Raw genomic sequence first — 16,242 nt, forward strand, 5'->3', positions numbered from 1 at the left:
AAAGGTCTAAACCAATTTTCGGCAGACCCTTGTCACCACGGGTTGTGTCTGATGAGCTGTGGCTTCGGACACAACGGTCGCCTCCGGCAAAGCAGCGCAAGGGAGATGTCGTGAGCAACGAAAGCCTGGCCAACCTCTTGAAGGAGGAGCGTCGCTTCGCGCCGCCGGCGGAGCTGGCAGCCGCCGCGAACGTCACCGCGGAGGCGTACGAACAGGCCAAGGCTGACCGGCTCGGCTTCTGGGCCGAGCAGGCCCGCCGGCTGACCTGGGCCACGGAGCCGACCGAGACGCTCGACTGGTCGAACCCGCCGTTCGCCAAGTGGTTCGCCGACGGCAAGCTCAACGTCGCGTACAACTGCGTCGACCGCCACGTCGAGGCGGGCAACGGCGACCGCGTCGCGATCCACTTCGAGGGTGAGCCCGGCGACAGCCGGGCCATCACCTACGCGCAGCTGAAGGACGAGGTCAGCAGGGCCGCCAACGCCCTGACCGAGCTGGGCGTCCAGAAGGGCGACCGCGTCGCCGTCTATCTGCCGATGATCCCCGAGGCGGTCGTCGCGATGCTGGCCTGCGCCCGCATCGGCGCCGCCCACTCGGTGGTCTTCGGCGGCTTCTCCGCCGACGCCATCGCGGCCCGCATCAAGGACGCCGACGCCAAGGTCGTCATCACCTCCGACGGCGGCTACCGCCGGGGCAAGCCCTCCGCGCTGAAGCCCGCCGTGGACGAGGCCGTGAGCCGGGTCGAGGGGGTGCGGAACGTCCTCGTCGTCCAGCGCACCAAGCAGGACGTGGCGTGGACCGAGGGCCGCGACGTGTGGTGGCACGAGATCACGCAGAAGCAGTCCGCCGAGCACACCCCCGAGGCCTTCGACGCGGAGCACCCGCTCTTCATCCTCTACACCTCGGGCACCACGGGTAAGCCGAAGGGCATCCTGCACACCTCCGGCGGCTACCTCACACAGGCGTCGTACACCCACCACGCCGTCTTCGACCTCAAGCCGGAGACCGACGTCTACTGGTGCACGGCCGACATCGGCTGGGTCACCGGCCACTCGTACATCACGTACGGCCCGCTGGCGAACGGCGCGACCCAGGTGATGTACGAGGGCACCCCCGACACCCCCCACCAGGGCCGCTTCTGGGAGATCGTCCAGAAGTACGGGGTCACGATCCTCTACACGGCGCCGACGGCGATCCGTACGTTCATGAAGTGGGGCGACGACATCCCCGCGAAGTTCGACCTGTCGTCGCTGCGGGTCCTCGGGTCGGTCGGCGAGCCGATCAACCCCGAGGCGTGGATGTGGTACCGCAAGCACATCGGCGGCGACACGTGCCCCATCGTGGACACCTGGTGGCAGACCGAGACCGGCGCGATGATGATCGCGCCGCTGCCGGGCGTGACCGAGACCAAGCCCGGTTCCGCGCAGCGTCCGCTGCCCGGCATCTCCGCGACCGTCGTCGACGACGAGGCGAACGAGGTGCCGAACGGCGGCGGTGGCTACCTGGTCCTGACCGAGCCGTGGCCGTCGATGCTGCGCACCATCTGGGGCGACGACCAGCGGTTCATCGACACGTACTGGTCGCGCTTCGAGGGCAGGTACTTCGCCGGTGACGGCGCCAAGAAGGACGAGGACGGCGACATCTGGCTGCTCGGCCGCGTGGACGACGTGATGCTCGTGTCCGGGCACAACATCTCCACCACCGAGGTCGAGTCGGCGCTCGTCTCGCACCCCGCGGTCGCCGAGGCGGCGGTCGTGGGCGCGGCGGACGAGACGACGGGCCAGGCCATCGTCGCCTTCGTGATCCTGCGCGGCTCGGCGAACGCCGAGGACGAGGGGCTCGTCGCGGACCTGCGCAACCACGTGGGCGCCACGCTCGGTCCGATCGCCAAGCCGAAGCGGGTCCTTCCGGTGGCCGAGCTGCCGAAGACCCGGTCCGGGAAGATCATGCGGCGCCTCCTTCGGGACGTCGCGGAGAACCGCGAGCTCGGTGACGTCACCACGCTCACGGACTCGTCGGTGATGGACCTGATCCAGACCAAGCTGCCGGCCGCGCCCAGCGAGGACTAGATCCCCTTCGGATGGCATGAGGGCACCCGGCGCCAAGCGCGCCGGGTGCCCCTTTTGCGCTTAAGGTGAAGATCACTGGATTCGTCCGGGCGTACGTTAGGTAAGCTAAGAATCGCGTCAACATCGCGACAAGAAGACGCGACGAGAAGTACCTAGGTGCGCCGGGAAGTCTGGTCGGCATGTGCTCAGCCCTGCCTACCCGACCGGAGGTCGACTCACGTGGCCGCGCCCGCCCCCAGCAGCAACAAGCACAAGGTGCTCGGACGCCTCTCGCTCCCCGAGCGGAACTTCGTCGCCGACGCCCTGCGCGCCGAGACGGTCGGCGGTGTCCTGCTGCTCGTCGCGGCCGTCACCGCACTGATCTGGGCGAACACCGCAGGCGGCTCGTACGAATCCGTACGCACCTTCCACATCGGCCCCGGGTCGCTCGGGCTCGACCTCTCCATCCAGCACTGGGCGGCCGACGGGCTGCTCGCCGTCTTCTTCTTCGTGGCGGGCATCGAGCTGAAGCGTGAGCTCGTCGCGGGCGACCTGCGCGACCCCAAGGCCGCGGCCCTGCCCGTCGTCGCCGCGCTCTGCGGCATGGCCGTGCCCGCGCTCGTCTACTTCCTGACCAACACCTTCGGCAGCGGCTCGATGGACGGCTGGGCCGTGCCGACCGCGACCGACATCGCCTTCGCGCTCGCGGTTCTCGCGGTCATCGGCACCTCCCTGCCGTCCGCGCTGCGCGCCTTCCTGCTCACGCTCGCCGTCGTCGACGACCTCTTCGCGATCCTGATCATCGCGGTCTTCTTCACCAGCGACCTCAATTTCGCGGCCCTCGGCGGCGCCGTCCTCGGCCTCGCCGTCTTCTGGCTGCTGCTCAGGAAGCGGGTGCGCGGCTGGTACATCTACCTCCCGCTGGCGCTGGCCATCTGGGGCCTGATGTACAACAGCGGCGTCCACGCCACCATCGCCGGTGTCGCCATGGGCCTGATGCTGCGCTGCCACAAGGAGGACGGTGAGCAGCACTCCCCCGGTGAGCACATCGAGCATCTCGTACGTCCGCTCTCCGCGGGCCTGGCCGTGCCGCTGTTCGCCCTGTTCAGCGCCGGTGTCGCCGTCACGGGCGGCGCCCTTGGCGACGTGTTCACGCAGCCGGAGACGCTCGGTGTGGTGCTCGGTCTCGTGGTCGGCAAGGCGGTCGGCATCTTCGGCGGCACCTGGCTCGCGGCGCGCTTCACCAAGGCCGAGCTGAACGAGGACCTGGCCTGGCCCGACGTGTTCGCGGTCGCCTCGCTGGCCGGCATCGGCTTCACCGTGTCGCTGCTGATCGGTGAGCTCGCCTTCACCGAGGACCCGCTGCTGACCGACGAGATCAAGGCGGCCGTCCTCATCGGCTCGCTCATCTCGGCGGTGTTCGCCGGGGTTCTGCTGAAGATACGGAACGCCAAGTACCGCAAGCTGTACGAGGACGAGGAGCGCGACGACGACCTCGACGGCATCCCCGACATCTACGAGATGGACAATCCGGACTACCACCTTCGGATGGCCGCCATCTACGAGAAGAAGGCCGCCGAGCATCGCAGGCGTGCCGAAGTCTCGGGTGGGGAACGCGAGGACGGTGCCGGTCCGGCATGATCTGAGCAGACATATCTCAGAAGAGATCAGAAGAGAAAAAGGGGAGAACGCGATGAGCTCACCCGACGGTCCCGTCGGCGCCGAGCGCAGCCTCGGCCAGCTGGTCGCCACGGCGACCAGTGAGATGTCCGCGCTGGTGCACGACGAGATCGCACTGGCCAAGGCCCAGCTGCGACAGGACGTCAAGCGCGGTGCGCTCGGCGGTGCCGCGTTCGCCGCGGCAGGCGCGGTCCTCATCTTCTCGCTGCCGATGCTGAGTTTCGCGCTCGCGTACGGCATCCGCACCTGGAGCGACTGGAACCTCGCGATCTGCTTCGTGCTGTCCTTCGCCGCCAATGTGCTGGTGGCCGGACTGCTCGCGCTGATCGGCGTCGTCTTCGCCAAGAAGGCCAAGAAGGGCAAGGGCCCGCAGAAGGTCGCCGCGTCGGCCAAGGAGACGGCTGCCGTACTGGGGAACGTCAAACCGCATCCCCGCGCGGTGAGCCCTGCGGGTGCCGTCAGCCATCGAGTCGGTGAGACGGCGGAGGCTGTGGCACGCTCGTCCTCATGACGGACCCCGCCCCTCAGGACCCCACGCCCGCCGCCCATTCGGCGCAACCCGCCTCGGTCGTACGCATCGAGGGGCCCTGGACCCACCGGGACGTGGCCGCCAACGGCGCGCGCTTCCACATCGCCGAGATGGGCGACGGGCCGCTGGTCCTGCTCCTGCACGGCTTTCCGCAGTTCTGGTGGTCGTGGCGGCACCAGCTGGTGGCGCTCGCCGACGCGGGCTTCCGGGCCGTCGCGATGGACCTGCGGGGCGTGGGCGGCAGCGACCGCACGCCGCGCGGTTACGACCCGGCGAACCTCGCGCTCGACATCACGGGCGTGGTGCGGTCGCTCGGCGAACCGGATGCCGCGCTCGTCGGGCACGACCTGGGCGGATATCTCGCGTGGACGGCGGCCGTGATGCGGCCCAAGCTGGTGCGCCGCCTCGCGGTGTCCTCGATGCCGCATCCGCGGCGCTGGCGCTCGGCGATGCTGTCCGACCGGAAGCAGACCGCCGCGGGCTCGTACGTGTGGGGCTTCCAGCGGCCGTGGCTGCCGGAGCGTCAACTGGTCGCCGACGACGGAGCCCTGGTGGGCCGTCTGATCCGCGACTGGTCCGGGCCGCGGCTGCCGGACGACGAGACGGTGGAGACGTACCAGCGGGCCATGTGCATCCCCTCGACGGCCCACTGCTCGATCGAGCCGTACCGCTGGATGGTGCGGTCGATGGCGCGGCCGGACGGCATCCAGTTCAACCGGCGCATGAAGCGGCCGGTACGGGTGCCGACGCTGCATCTGCACGGGTCGCTGGACCCCGTGATGCGTACGAGGAGCGCGGCGGGCTCCGGCGAGTACGTCGAAGCGCCGTACCGCTGGCGCCTGTTCGACGGTCTCGGGCACTTCCCCCATGAGGAGGACCCGGTGGCGTTCTCCACGGAGTTGGTGAACTGGCTGAAGGATCCCGAGCCGGATCGGTGACCCGGGGGGCCTTGGGCCGGATCGGTGAGGCGGGGTCGGCCGGGGTGGGTGGGAACGCCTGTCCTACGAACGCCAATTGCCTGGCGCATAGGCCAATTGGGGCCCCTGTGCGCGGTTACCGACCATGAGGCACGGGCACACGTCGGGGTATGGGCTGGACGCACGACTACAGTGACGCAGCACGCAATCGCCGCTCGGCCACAGCGCTGAACAGCCATGAGAGGGGCGGGCCACAGGATCCGGGCCATCACGGCCCCCCTCAGGAGATGGGGATTCCGCGCATTCTGCGCCGGAGGGCCCGCTGGGTCTCCGCGCGGCTCAAGCACACGCGCGACTGACCCCGTCCCGAGGGCCCTGCGACTGCCGCTCTAGAGCGCGCAGCCCTGACTGTCGACCTCTTGGTTGGCGGTGCGGCCCCGCTCGATGTCCTCGCGCACCTCGTCCACCGTCAGCGCATAGCCGGTGTCCGGGTCGTCGAGGGACTTCGCGAAGACCACGCCGTAGACCTTGCCGTCGGGTGTGAGCAGCGGGCCGCCGGAGTTGCCCTGGCGGACGGTCGCGTAGAGCGAGTAGACATCGCGGCGCACGGTGCCCCGGTGGTAGATGTCCGGGCCGTTGGCCGTGATGCGGCCCCGCACGCGCGCGGGGCGGACGTCATAGGGGCCGTCCTCGGGGAAGCCCGCGACGATGGCGCCGGCGCCGCTGGACGCGTCCTTCGACGTGAACTCCAGGGCCGGGGCCCTGAGCGTGGGCACGTCCAGTACGGCGATGTCCCGCTCCCAGTCGTAGAGGACGACCTTCGCGTCGTACACCTGGCTCTGGCCGCCTATCTGGACGGTCGGCTCGTCCACGCCGCCGACCACGTGCGCGTTCGTCATCACGCGGCGGTCGGCGAAGACGAAGCCGGTGCCTTCGAGGACCTTGCCGCAGCTGCGGGCCTCGCCGCGGACCTTCACGATGGAGCGCTTGGCGGTCGTGGCGACCTGGCTCTTGGCGAGCTTGGGGTCGGGCGGGCTGACCTCCGTGATCGGCTCGTTCGAGAACGGGCTGAAGACCTGCGGGAAGCCGTTCTGCGCGAGGACCGAGGAGAAGTCGGCGAACCAGGTGTCGGCCTGGCCGGGCAGCGCGCGGGAGACGCCGAGGAGGACCTTGGAGTTGCGCACCTCCTTGCCGAGCGTCGGCAGCGTCGTACCCGCGAGGGCGGAGCCGATCAGCCAGGCGACGAGGAGCATCGCCACCACGTTCACCAGGGCGCCGCCCGTCGCGTCCAGGGCGCGGGCGGGCTGCCAGGTGATGTATCTGCGGAGTTTGTTGCCGAGGTGCGTGGTGAAGGCCTGGCCGATCGAGGCGCAGACGATCACGATGACGACGGCGACCACGGCCGCCGTCGTGCCCACCGCGGCCGCGTCGTCGTCCGTGAGCGCGTCCCAGATGACCGGCAGCAGATAGACGGCGACGAGGCCGCCGCCCAGGAATCCGATCACCGAGAGGATGCCGACCACGAAGCCCTGGCGATAGCCCACGATCGCGAACCAGACCGCGGCGAGCAGCAACAGGACGTCCAGCACGTTCACCGATTCAATCCTCGCCTCGCATCGCGGTCGCCACGTCCCCGCAACCTTGTCATGCGCGCCAGTCGAGCGGGACCTGCCTGTCGCGGTCCCACGGGCGCTCCCACCCTGCGAAGTGCAGGAGTCTATCGATCACTCCGGCCGTAAAACCCCAGACCAGAGCGGACTCGACGAGGAAGGCGGGGCCGTGGTGGCCGCTGGGGTGGACCGCCGTCGCCCGATTCGCGGGGTCCGTGAGATCGGACACGGGGACCGTGAAGACCCGGGCTGTCTCGTTCGGGTCGACGACGCCCACCGGGGTCGGGGTGCGCCACCAGCCGAGCACGGGCGTCACGACGAAGTCGCTCACCGGGATGAAGAGGCGGGGCAGCACGCCGAAGAGCTGGACGCCCCGGGGGTCGAGGCCCGTCTCCTCCTCGGCCTCGCGCAGGGCGGCGCGCAGCGGTCCTTCGGCCTGCGGGTCGCCGTCCTCGGGGTCGAGGGCGCCGCCGGGGAAGGAGGGCTGCCCCGCGTGCGAACGGAGGGAGCCCGCGCGCTCCATCAGGAGCAGTTCGGGGCCCTGCTCGCCCTCTCCGAAGAGGACGAGTACGGCGGACTGGCGTCCGGCGCCGCTCTCCGGGGGCAGGAAGCGGCTCAGCTGGAGCGGCTGGACGGTCTCGGCGGCGTGGACGACCGGGTCCAGCCACGGGGGCAGGCCGGCCTTGCTCAGGAGGCCGTGGCCGTCCTGTCCGGCGGCCTGGCCGCGCCCCCTGTCGCGCCTTCCGTCGGCCTCCTGGAAACCGCCGTCCATGTGGGTCGTATCGCTGTTCGTGGCGTTCGTCGTCTCGCTCGCGTGCGTCATCGGCACCCCCGTCCGTCTCTGGAGAACGCTCTTGGCCCTTCGGTTCGTTCCGCCCCGCCGCGATGTCACCCCGCCGCGAGCGGGGGCGCCGGCTTGCCCGGGTAGTCCGCCGGCGGCTTCAGGCGCTGGCCCGGGAGGCCGCCCATCTCGTACTTCAGGAGCTTCTTCGCCTTCTCCGGGTCGGTCTCGCCCTCTCCGTACGACGGACAGAGCGGGGCGATCGGGCAGGCGCCGCAGGCGGGCTTGCGGGAGTGGCAGATGCGGCGGCCGTGGAAGATCACGCGGTGCGAGAGCATCGTCCACTCGCTCTTCGGGAAGAGCGCGGCGACGGCCGTCTCGACCTTCTCCGGGTCCGTCTCCTCGGTCCACTTCCAGCGGCGGACGAGGCGGCCGAAGTGGGTGTCGACGGTGATGCCGGGGACGCCGAAGGCGTTGCCCAGGACGACGAAGGCGGTCTTGCGGCCGACGCCGGGCAGCTTGACCAGGTCGTCGAGGCGGCCCGGGACCTCGCCTCCGAAGTCGTCGCGCAGCGCCTTCGCCAGGCCCATGATCGACTTCGTCTTGGCCCGGAAGAAGCCGGTGGGCCTGATCAGCTCCTCGACCTCCTCGGGGACGGCCGCGGCGAGGTCCTCCGGGGTCGGGTACTTGGCGAAGAGGCGGGGGGTCGTCTGGTTCACGCGCAGGTCGGTGGTCTGCGCGGAGAGCACCGTGGCGACCAGGAGTTCGAAGGGGTTCTCGAAGTCCAGCTCGGGGTGGGCGTACGAATACACCTCGGCGAGCTCACGGTTGATCCGCCGGGCGCGGCGGACTAGGGCGGTGCGGGACTCCTGGGGGGCCTTGGGGGAGGCCGCTTTGGTGGAGGTCGCCTTAGCGGGGGTGACCTTGGCGGAGGTGACCTTCTTGGCGGAGGCGGCCTTCTTGGCTGCGGGTGCCGTCTTCTTGGCCGAGGCTGCCGTCTTCTTGGCTGTCGCCGGCTTCTTCGCGGAGGCGGTCGCCGGCTTTGCCGGAGGCGTCGTCTTCTTTGTCATGGGTGCCTTCTTCGCCGGGGGCTGCTCTTGTGCGGGGGGCGTGGTCGTCCGCTGGGGTGGCGTTGGCGGATGCGTCGACGTTGTCCGTTTTGTCGCTTTCTTGCGGGTGCCGGACGCATGTTCGCCCACAGCGGAATCGCGGGGTGCGGCCGCCTTCCCAGCCCCCTCGGCCTGCGCTCTCACCGGCTTTTTGGACACCCGGCCAGCCTAGAGCCCGGCACTGACATCCGTCCTCGACCCCATGGATCGGCCCCCAATTGGCCCCCTCCCGCACAGCATGCGACGCCAGTGCGGCAGACTTGTGACTGATCACACTGTTTGGACCGTCCGGCAAAATGGGGAACACGGTCCCCTGATATGCGGGGGAACCAAGATCCCCTGAGCAGGTCGACAAGGAGAGAACTCGTGGACGACGTTCTGCGGCGCGCCCCGCTCTTCGCGGCGCTCGATGACGAGCAGGCCGCGGAGCTCCGCGCCTCCATGAGTGAGGTGACGCTCGCGCGCGGGGATGCTCTTTTCCATGAGGGCGACCCCGGAGACCGCCTGTACGTGGTCACCGAGGGCAAGGTGAAGCTGCACCGCACCTCGCCCGACGGCCGCGAGAACATGCTCGCGGTGCTCGGCCCCGGCGAGCTCATCGGTGAGCTGTCGCTCTTCGACCCGGGCCCGCGGACCGCCACGGCCTCCGCCCTCACCGAGGTGAAGCTGCTCGGCCTGGGCCACGGCGACCTCCAGCCGTGGCTGAACGCCCGGCCCGAGGTGGCCGCCGCGCTGCTGCGCGCCGTCGCCCGGCGCCTGCGCAAGACCAACGACCAGATGTCCGACCTGGTCTTCTCCGACGTGCCGGGCCGTGTGGCCCGCGCGCTGCTCGACCTGTCGCGCCGCTTCGGCGTGCAGTCCGAGGAGGGCATCCACGTCGTGCACGACCTCACGCAGGAAGAGCTCGCCCAGCTGGTCGGCGCCTCCCGCGAGACGGTCAACAAGGCGCTCGCGGACTTCGCGGGACGCGGGTGGCTGCGGCTCGAGGCCCGCGCCGTGATCCTGCTGGACGTGGAGCGGCTCGCCAAGCGCTCGCGCTGACGCTCTGTCCGTACGCGAATGGGCCCTGCCTCCTGGGAGGCGGGGCCCATTCGCGCGTTGGGCAAGGCGGGTGGTCTCACGGGGCGTCGGCTCGGGTAAATGAGGTGATCCGTGGTGGGGACCGCTGCACAGTTGGCTCATGACGAGCTGTGTCACCATCGGACTTGATGCTCAGGGTTTCATCGCGCGGGAGGGATCCCTCGCGCGCGTGCCGGACGCGTTCCGGCCCGTCGTCGCCGCGGCGCGCGACCGCGTGCTCGCGCTGTTCGGGACACGGCTGGACAGCGCGTACCTCTACGGATCCGTTCCCCGGGGCACCGCGCGGGTCGGGCGGTCGGACCTCGATCTGCTGATCGTCCTGCGCGACGAGCCCGCCGAGGCCGACCGGGCCGCCGTCGACGCCCTGGAGCATGCGCTCGACGCGGAGTTCGAACAGATCGACGGGGCCGGGGCGCTGCTGCTCGGGCGGGAGCGGGTGCTGAGCTCTCTGGAGACGTACGACCTGGGGTGGTTCGTCGCCTGCCTCTGCACGCCGCTGCTCGGCGACGACCTCGCCGAGTTCCTGCCGCGCTACCGTCCCGACGGGCTGCTCGCCCGTGAGACCAACGGCGACCTCGCGCTGTTCCTGCCGCGGTGGCGCGAGCAGGCCGCCGCGGCCTCCGACGACGCCGAGCTGCGGCGGGTGTGCCGCCTCGTCTCGCGGCACCTCGTGCGGACCGCCTTCACGCTCGTCATGCCGCGGTGGGGCGGCTGGACCAGCGACCTCGGCGAGATGGCGGAGGTGTTCGCGCGGTACTACCCGCAGTGGGGCGAGCCGATCCGTGGCGCCGCCGCCGTCGCGTACGAACCCGTGGCCGACCGGGACCTTCTCGCCTCCTACACCGAGGAGGTCGGGCCGTGGCTGGCCGCCGAGTACGCGGCGACGCACGGCGTGAAGGCACCGCGCGAACCCGTCGTCAGATCAGGCCGTGCTCCCGCAGATAGTCCAGCTGCGCCCTGACGGAGAGCTCCGCGGCGGGCCACAGGGAGCGGTCCACGTCGGCGTACACGTGCGCGACGACGTCGGCGGCCTCCACGTGGCCGTTCTCCACGGCCGTCTCGACCTGGGCCAGGCGGTTGGCCCGGTGCGCGAGGTAGAACTCGACGGCTCCCTGGGCGTCCTCCAGGACCGGGCCGTGGCCCGGCAGGACCGTGTGGACGCCGTCGTCGACCGTCAGGGAGCGCAGGCGGCGCAGGGAGTCGAGATAGTCGCCCAGACGGCCGTCGGGGTGCGCCACGACCGTCGTGCCGCGGCCGAGGATCGTGTCGCCCGTCAGGACCGCGCGGTCGGCGGGGAGGTGGAAGCAGAGGGAGTCCGCGGTGTGGCCGGGGGTGGGGACGACGCGCATCTCCAGGCCGCCGGTGGTGATCACGTCTCCGGCGGCGAGGCCCTCGTCGCCGAGGCGCAGGGCGGGGTCGAGGGCGCGTACGTGAGTGCGGGTCAGCTCGGCGAAGCGGGCGGCGCCCTCGGCGTGGTCGGGGTGGCCGTGGGTGAGCAGGGTCAGGGCCACGCGCTTGCCGGCCTTCTCGGCGGTCTCGATGACGTGGCTCAGGTGGGCGTCGTCCAGCGGGCCCGGGTCGACGACCACCGCGAGCGGGGAGTCCGGCTCCGAGACGATCCAGGTGTTCGTGCCGTCCAGGGTCATCGCTGAGGGGTTGGGCGCGAGGACGTTCACCGCGCGGGCGGTGGCGGGGCCGCTGAGGACTCCGCCGCGCGGCTGGCCGGGGAGGGCTGCGGCATCGGTCATGCGGTGGTGACTCCTGTCGGGGCGGGGATGGACCCGGGGCGGGTGGGTGCGGGGGTCGGGACGGGCGGTGTCGTCAACTCGTGCCGCCGCGTTTGATGTGCTTCGTGAACTCCGCGTGGCCCGGCCAGGAGAGGGTCAGGGTGTCGCCCTCCAGGCGTGCCTGGGCCAACACCGGGGTCATGTCCTGGGACGAGGCCGCGGACAGGGCCTCTCGGGGGGAGCCGTGGGGGCTCAGGGCGCGGAGGGTCGCGATGGTGGGCGGCATCATCAGGAGCTCGCCCTTGTCGTAGCGGGCCGCGGCCTCGGCGGGGCGGATCCAGACCGTGCGGTCGGCCTCCGTGGAGGCGTTGCGGGTGCGCTGGCCCTCGGGGAGCGCGGCCACGAAGAAGAACGTGTCGTACCGCTTGGGCTCGAACTCGGGCGTGATCCAGCGGGCCCACGCGGCGAGGAGGTCGCTGCGCAGGAACAGGCCGCGGCGGTCGAGGAAGTCCGCGAAGGAGAGGTCACGGGCCACCAGGGCCTCGCGGTCCGCCTCCCAGTCCTCGCCCGTGGTGTCGCCCACGACCGTCTCCGGAGTGGGGCCCGCGAGCAGGACGCCCGCTTCCTCGTACGTCTCGCGGACCGCGGCGCAGACGATCGCCTGCGCCGCGGCCTCGTCGTCGACGCCCAGGCGGGCCGCCCAGGACGCGCGCGTGGGGCCCGCCCAGCGCACCAGGTGGTCGTCGTCGCGCGGGTCGACGCCGCCGCCCGGATACGCGTACGCGCCTCCGGCGAAGGCCATGGAGGCGCGTCTGCGCAGCATGTGTACTTCAGGTGCGCCGTTCTCCGCACCCTCCCTGAGGAGCATGACGGTCGCGGCGCGGCGCGGCGTCGCGGGCGTCAGCTCGCCCCGCGCGAGGGCGCGGATGCGGTCGGGCCACTCCGGGGGGTACCACTGCCCATTTGCCATGGGCGGAGGCTATCCCCTAGTGAGCTGATGTTCGAGAGGCAACAATCAGTGCCCCTAGGAGGCCGAAAAACGCCTGAACACCCCTCAGGCCTCGGTCAGTTCCACCTGGAACTCGACCTCGACCGGGGCGTCCAGCGGGAGCACGGCGACGCCGACGGCGCTGCGCGCGTGCACGCCCTTGTCGCCGAGCACCTCGCCGAGGAGCTCGCTGGCACCGTTGATCACGCCGGGCTGGCCCGTGAAGTCCGGGGCCGACGCGACGAAGCCGACGACCTTCACGACGCGCGCGATGCGGTCCAGGTCACCGGCGACCGACTTCACGGCGGCCAGGGCGTTCAGCGCGCAGATGCGGGCCAGGTCCTTGGCCTCCTCCGCGGTGACCTCGGCGCCGACCTTGCCGGTCACGCCGAGCTTGCCGTCCACCATCGGGAGCTGGCCCGCGGTGTAGACGTACACCCCGGACTGGACGGCCGGCTGGTAGGAGGCCAGCGGAGGCACGACCTCGGGCAGCGTCAGGCCGAGCGACGCGAGCTTGTCCTCGACGGCGCTCATGCCTGCTTCTCCCGCTTCAGGTAGGCCACCAGCTGCTCGGGGTTGTTCGGCCCGGGCACGACCTGGACCAGCTCCCAGCCGTCCTCGCCCCAGGTGTCCAGAATCTGCTTCGTGGCGTGGACGAGCAGAGGCACGGTTGCGTATTCCCACTTGGTCATGTGGCCGACTGTAGTCGGTGTCAGGGACTGCTCAGGGTCGATGTGGGGGGCAGCTCAGGGTGGGCTCCTGCGTGGGACGGGCGGCGACTGGTTAGGCTCGAAGACGTGAGCAGGCTCCAGGTCGTCAGTGGCAAGGGCGGTACCGGCAAGACCACGGTGGCCGCAGCCCTCGCGCTCGCCCTCGCGACGGAGGGCAAACGCACCCTCCTCGTCGAGGTCGAGGGCAGGCAGGGCATCGCGCAGCTCTTCGAGACCGAAGCGCTGCCCTATGAGGAGCGGAAGATCGCCGTCGCTCCTGGGGGCGGGGAGGTGTATGCCCTCGCGATCGACCCCGAGCTCGCGCTGCTCGACTACCTCCAGATGTTCTACAAGCTGGGGGGCGCGGGCCGGGCGCTCAAGAAACTCGGGGCCATCGACTTCGCCACGACCATCGCGCCGGGGCTGCGGGACGTCCTGCTGACCGGCAAGGCGTGCGAGGCCGTGCGCCGCAAGGACAAGAGCGGTCGGTACGCGTACGACTGCGTCGTGATGGACGCGCCGCCCACCGGCCGCATCACACGCTTCTTGAACGTGAACGACGAGGTGGCGGGGCTCGCGAAGATCGGGCCCGTACACAACCAGGCGCAGGCCGTGATGCGGGTGCTCAAGTCACCCGAGACCGCGGTGCACTTGGTGACCCTCCTCGAGGAGATGCCCGTCCAGGAGACCGCGGACGGGATCGCCGAACTGCGGGACGCACAGCTGCCCGTGGGACGGGTGATCGTCAACATGGTGCGCCCCGCGGTGCTCGACGAGGCCGCGCTGGAGCTGAGCCTGGAGCAGACGCCGCGTACGGCCATCGCGAAGTCCCTGTCCGCCGCGGGACTCGGTGGCGCGCGGCGCGGCGGGGTCGCCGAGCGCCTCGTCGACCCGCTCCTGGAGCAGGCCGCGGAGTACGCCGAGCGGTACGCCCTGGAGCGCGACCAGCGCGCCCTGCTCACGGAGTTCGGACAGCCCCTGCACGAACTCCCGCTGCTCGCGGGCGGGATGGACCTCGCGGGCCTCTACGAGCTCGCCACGGCACTGCGGAAGCAAGGGATCGCATGACCCCGGAACCGGCACGGACCCTGGACCCCGCCCGCGCGCTGGACGTCGACGCCCTGGTCGACGACCCGAAGACCCGCATCGTGGTGTGCTGCGGCTCCGGAGGCGTCGGCAAGACCACCACGGCGGCCGCCATCGGGCTGCGCGCGGCCGAGCGGGGCCGCAAGGTGGTCGTGCTCACCATCGACCCGGCGCGCAGGCTCGCGCAGTCCATGGGCATCGACTCGCTGGACAACGTCCCGCGCCGGGTCAAGGACGTCGACGGCGACGGCGAACTGCACGCCATGATGCTCGACATGAAGCGGACCTTCGACGAGATCGTCGAGGCGCACGCGGACGCGGAGCGGGCGAAGGCCATCCTCAACAACCCCTTCTACCAGTCGCTTTCGGCGGGCTTCGCAGGCACGCAGGAGTACATGGCGATGGAGAAGCTGGGTCAGCTGCGGTCCCGGGACGAGTGGGACCTGATCGTCGTCGACACGCCGCCCTCGCGCTCCGCCCTGGACTTCCTGGACGCGCCCAAGCGCCTCGGATCGTTCCTGGACGGGAAGTTGATCCGGCTGCTCATGGCGCCGGCGAAGGTGGGCGGCCGGGCGGGGATGAAGTTCCTGAACGTCGGCATGTCGATGATGACGGGGGCGCTCGGCAAGCTGCTCGGCGGGCAGCTGCTGCGTGACGTGCAGACGTTCGTGGCCGCGATGGACAGCATGTTCGGCGGTTTCCGCACACGGGCCGACGCGACGTACCGACTGCTGCAGGCGCCCGGTACGGCGTTCCTCGTGGTGGCGTCGCCGGAGCGGGACGCGCTGCGGGAGGCCGCGTACTTCGTGGAGCGGCTGGCGGCGGACGACATGCCGCTCGCGGGTCTCGTGCTCAACCGCGTGCACGGCAGCGGTGCCGCTCAGCTGTCGGCCGAGCGGGCACTTGCCGCCGCGGAAAATCTTGAGGAGAGCCGCATTGTGGATCAGGAGGGCGGGAAGGTTGGAGTTCGTAACTCCCCCGAGAATTCCGTGACTTCCGAGACTCCCAGGCCTTCCGAGACTTCCGAACCCCACGAGCCGGCCACCGACACGTCCGACGAGGTGTCCGGCGAGGACGACGCGTCCGACGAGGTGTCCGGCGACGCGTCCGTCGGGCAACTGACCGCGGGGCTGTTGCGTCTTCACGCGGAGCGCATGCAGCTGCTCGCGCGTGAACAGCGCACGCGTGATCGCTTCATCGCGCTCCACCCTGAGGTGGCGGTGGCCGAGGTGGCCGCGCTGCCGGGCGATGTGCACGACCTCGCGGGCCTCCGGGCCATCGGGGACCGGCTGGCGGGCTGACTGGCTCGGGGGTGCGCACGGTCGCGCGCCCGGCCGGCTAACCCACTGCCGCGTAGCTCTCGTACGTCTCTTCGTCCTCCAAGTCCACGGGCAGCAGGCCCGCGCCGCGCTCGTACTCGGAGCGCGCTGTCTCCAGGAGCCTGCGCCATGAGGTGACGGTGGGACGCCTGCGCAGCAGTGCGCGGCGCTCTCGCTCCGTCATGCCACCCCACACGCCGAACTCGACGCGATTGTCCAGCGCGTCGGCCAGGCACTCGGTCCGCACCGGACATCCGGTGCACACCGCCTTGGCCCTGTTCTGCGCTGCTCCTTGAACGAACAGTTCATCCGGATCGGTAGTGCGGCAGGCCGCCTGCGCACTCCAGTCGGTTACCCAGCCCATACCGGCGCCGTCCTCTCCCGAATCGAGGCTCCCCCACGGCGGCAGCGGCATATTCACCGCCGCCAGTTGAGGACGTTACGGAAGGTGGGCACAGCGCAACACCCCCTTCGGGCCCAATCTTGGATGGCCCGAACGGACTATGCGTAAGCGGCAGATCACCCGACGGAGTGAGCTGGGGACATGCGTGATCAAACCGGCATGTCCGGACAGTTCAGTTGAGTCACAACGGACGCCGAGCGCCACTTGAGGCGAATTCGGACATAAATCCGTCAGATCGGGGAGCGACAGGGGGCT

17 protein-coding genes are annotated in these 16,242 nt (G+C 70.6%); 9 read left to right on the forward strand and 8 right to left on the reverse strand.

Going from position 1 to position 16,242, the window contains the following annotated elements; all coding sequences use genetic code 11:
* Window positions 1-110 precede the first annotated feature (110 nt).
* The 5 genes from acs to ACZ4D5_RS09555 all read left to right on the forward strand — a co-directional run bounded on the left by acs (window position 111) and on the right by ACZ4D5_RS09555 (window position 5,533).
* Entirely contained in the window at window positions 111-2,069 is a 1,959-nt protein-coding gene (gene acs / locus ACZ4D5_RS09535; RefSeq protein ID WP_467771780.1) for an acetate--CoA ligase, read from the forward strand.
* A gap of 219 nt (window positions 2,070-2,288) precedes the next feature.
* Window positions 2,289-3,689, forward strand: coding sequence for a Na+/H+ antiporter NhaA (nhaA, locus tag ACZ4D5_RS09540; protein ID WP_467771781.1), 1,401 nt, complete (start codon window positions 2,289-2,291; stop codon window positions 3,687-3,689).
* A gap of 52 nt (window positions 3,690-3,741) precedes the next feature.
* Window positions 3,742-4,239: a phage holin family protein gene (locus tag ACZ4D5_RS09545; protein WP_362329992.1), complete on the forward strand. Its 498-nt coding sequence runs from the start codon at window positions 3,742-3,744 to the stop codon at window positions 4,237-4,239.
* Complete coding sequence (locus tag ACZ4D5_RS09550; RefSeq protein ID WP_467771782.1) at window positions 4,236-5,195, forward strand: alpha/beta fold hydrolase; 960 nt, start codon at window positions 4,236-4,238, stop codon at window positions 5,193-5,195. Before ACZ4D5_RS09545 ends, ACZ4D5_RS09550 begins: the two co-directional genes overlap by 4 nt.
* A gap of 149 nt (window positions 5,196-5,344) precedes the next feature.
* A complete protein-coding gene (locus ACZ4D5_RS09555; RefSeq protein ID WP_362329985.1) occupies window positions 5,345-5,533 on the forward strand; it encodes a hypothetical protein in 189 nt (62 codons plus the stop codon).
* A gap of 30 nt (window positions 5,534-5,563) precedes the next feature.
* On the opposite strand, the gene ACZ4D5_RS09560 is transcribed toward ACZ4D5_RS09555, so the two are convergent.
* The 3 genes from ACZ4D5_RS09560 to nth form a co-directional block, all read right to left on the reverse strand.
* A complete protein-coding gene (locus ACZ4D5_RS09560; protein ID WP_467771783.1) occupies window positions 5,564-6,769 on the reverse strand; it encodes a MarP family serine protease in 1,206 nt (401 codons plus the stop codon).
* 49 nt (window positions 6,770-6,818) lie between these two features.
* Window positions 6,819-7,607 (reverse strand): NUDIX hydrolase, encoded by a 789-nt coding sequence (locus ACZ4D5_RS09565; RefSeq protein ID WP_467771784.1) that lies wholly within the window; start codon window positions 7,605-7,607, stop codon window positions 6,819-6,821.
* Between the two features lie 65 nt (window positions 7,608-7,672).
* Complete coding sequence (nth, locus tag ACZ4D5_RS09570) at window positions 7,673-8,635, reverse strand: endonuclease III (protein ID WP_467771785.1); 963 nt, start codon at window positions 8,633-8,635, stop codon at window positions 7,673-7,675.
* Between the two features lie 405 nt (window positions 8,636-9,040).
* Here nth and ACZ4D5_RS09575 point away from each other — a divergent pair, with 405 nt between their 5' ends.
* Window positions 9,041-9,715, forward strand: a complete 675-nt coding sequence (locus ACZ4D5_RS09575) for a Crp/Fnr family transcriptional regulator (RefSeq protein ID WP_016642758.1) — start codon at window positions 9,041-9,043, stop codon at window positions 9,713-9,715.
* A 139-nt stretch (window positions 9,716-9,854) separates the two neighbouring features.
* Window positions 9,855-10,715, forward strand: coding sequence for a nucleotidyltransferase domain-containing protein (locus tag ACZ4D5_RS09580; RefSeq protein WP_467771786.1), 861 nt, complete (start codon window positions 9,855-9,857; stop codon window positions 10,713-10,715).
* Here ACZ4D5_RS09580 and ACZ4D5_RS09585 read toward each other — a convergent pair.
* From ACZ4D5_RS09585 to ACZ4D5_RS09600, 4 genes are all read right to left on the reverse strand, one after another.
* Window positions 10,672-11,502 (reverse strand): MBL fold metallo-hydrolase, encoded by an 831-nt coding sequence (locus ACZ4D5_RS09585; protein ID WP_467771787.1) that lies wholly within the window; start codon window positions 11,500-11,502, stop codon window positions 10,672-10,674. The two genes, ACZ4D5_RS09580 and ACZ4D5_RS09585, sit on opposite strands and share 44 nt — an antisense overlap.
* A 73-nt stretch (window positions 11,503-11,575) precedes the next feature.
* Window positions 11,576-12,451 (reverse strand): NUDIX hydrolase, encoded by an 876-nt coding sequence (locus ACZ4D5_RS09590; RefSeq protein WP_467771788.1) that lies wholly within the window; start codon window positions 12,449-12,451, stop codon window positions 11,576-11,578.
* Between the two features lie 84 nt (window positions 12,452-12,535).
* Window positions 12,536-13,003 (reverse strand): RidA family protein, encoded by a 468-nt coding sequence (locus ACZ4D5_RS09595; RefSeq protein ID WP_362329965.1) that lies wholly within the window; start codon window positions 13,001-13,003, stop codon window positions 12,536-12,538.
* The gene (locus ACZ4D5_RS09600) at window positions 13,000-13,161 is read right to left on the reverse strand and encodes a DUF4177 domain-containing protein (protein ID WP_003975360.1); all 162 of its coding nucleotides are present in this window, start codon (window positions 13,159-13,161) and stop codon (window positions 13,000-13,002) included. Before ACZ4D5_RS09600 ends, ACZ4D5_RS09595 begins: the two co-directional genes overlap by 4 nt.
* A 105-nt stretch (window positions 13,162-13,266) precedes the next feature.
* On the opposite strand from ACZ4D5_RS09600, the gene bagA reads away from it, so the two are divergent.
* Both bagA and bagB read left to right on the forward strand, forming a co-directional pair.
* Window positions 13,267-14,247: an ATPase BagA gene (bagA, locus tag ACZ4D5_RS09605; protein WP_467771789.1), complete on the forward strand. Its 981-nt coding sequence runs from the start codon at window positions 13,267-13,269 to the stop codon at window positions 14,245-14,247.
* Window positions 14,244-15,566, forward strand: a complete 1,323-nt coding sequence (bagB, locus tag ACZ4D5_RS09610) for an ATPase BagB (protein ID WP_467771790.1) — start codon at window positions 14,244-14,246, stop codon at window positions 15,564-15,566. The genes bagA and bagB overlap by 4 nt, the downstream gene beginning before the upstream one ends.
* Window positions 15,567-15,603: 37 nt before the next feature.
* Here bagB and ACZ4D5_RS09615 read toward each other — a convergent pair whose 3' ends face one another.
* Window positions 15,604-15,948 carry a WhiB family transcriptional regulator gene (locus tag ACZ4D5_RS09615; RefSeq protein WP_030782081.1) on the reverse strand — a complete coding sequence of 115 codons (345 nt, stop codon included), beginning with the start codon at window positions 15,946-15,948 and terminating at the stop codon, window positions 15,604-15,606.
* Window positions 15,949-16,242: the final 294 nt, after the last annotated feature.

It is taken from the genome of Streptomyces sp. NPDC025651 (assembly GCF_055558735.1).

Coding starts and splice junctions, on each gene's coding strand:
- ACZ4D5_RS09545 (WP_362329992.1), top strand. CDS start 3,742: ATGAGCTCACCCGACGGTCCCGTCGGCGCCGAGCGCAGCCTCGGCCAG.
- ACZ4D5_RS09550 (WP_467771782.1), top strand. CDS start 4,236: ATGACGGACCCCGCCCCTCAGGACCCCACGCCCGCCGCCCATTCGGCG.
- ACZ4D5_RS09555 (WP_362329985.1), top strand. CDS start 5,345: ATGGGCTGGACGCACGACTACAGTGACGCAGCACGCAATCGCCGCTCG.
- ACZ4D5_RS09565 (WP_467771784.1), bottom strand. CDS start 7,607: ATGACGCACGCGAGCGAGACGACGAACGCCACGAACAGCGATACGACC.
- nth (WP_467771785.1), bottom strand. CDS start 8,635: ATGACAAAGAAGACGACGCCTCCGGCAAAGCCGGCGACCGCCTCCGCG.
- ACZ4D5_RS09580 (WP_467771786.1), top strand. CDS start 9,855: ATGACGAGCTGTGTCACCATCGGACTTGATGCTCAGGGTTTCATCGCG.
- ACZ4D5_RS09585 (WP_467771787.1), bottom strand. CDS start 11,502: ATGACCGATGCCGCAGCCCTCCCCGGCCAGCCGCGCGGCGGAGTCCTC.
- ACZ4D5_RS09590 (WP_467771788.1), bottom strand. CDS start 12,451: ATGGCAAATGGGCAGTGGTACCCCCCGGAGTGGCCCGACCGCATCCGC.
- ACZ4D5_RS09595 (WP_362329965.1), bottom strand. CDS start 13,003: ATGAGCGCCGTCGAGGACAAGCTCGCGTCGCTCGGCCTGACGCTGCCC.
- ACZ4D5_RS09600 (WP_003975360.1), bottom strand. CDS start 13,161: ATGACCAAGTGGGAATACGCAACCGTGCCTCTGCTCGTCCACGCCACG.
- bagB (WP_467771790.1), top strand. CDS start 14,244: ATGACCCCGGAACCGGCACGGACCCTGGACCCCGCCCGCGCGCTGGAC.
- ACZ4D5_RS09615 (WP_030782081.1), bottom strand. CDS start 15,948: ATGGGCTGGGTAACCGACTGGAGTGCGCAGGCGGCCTGCCGCACTACC.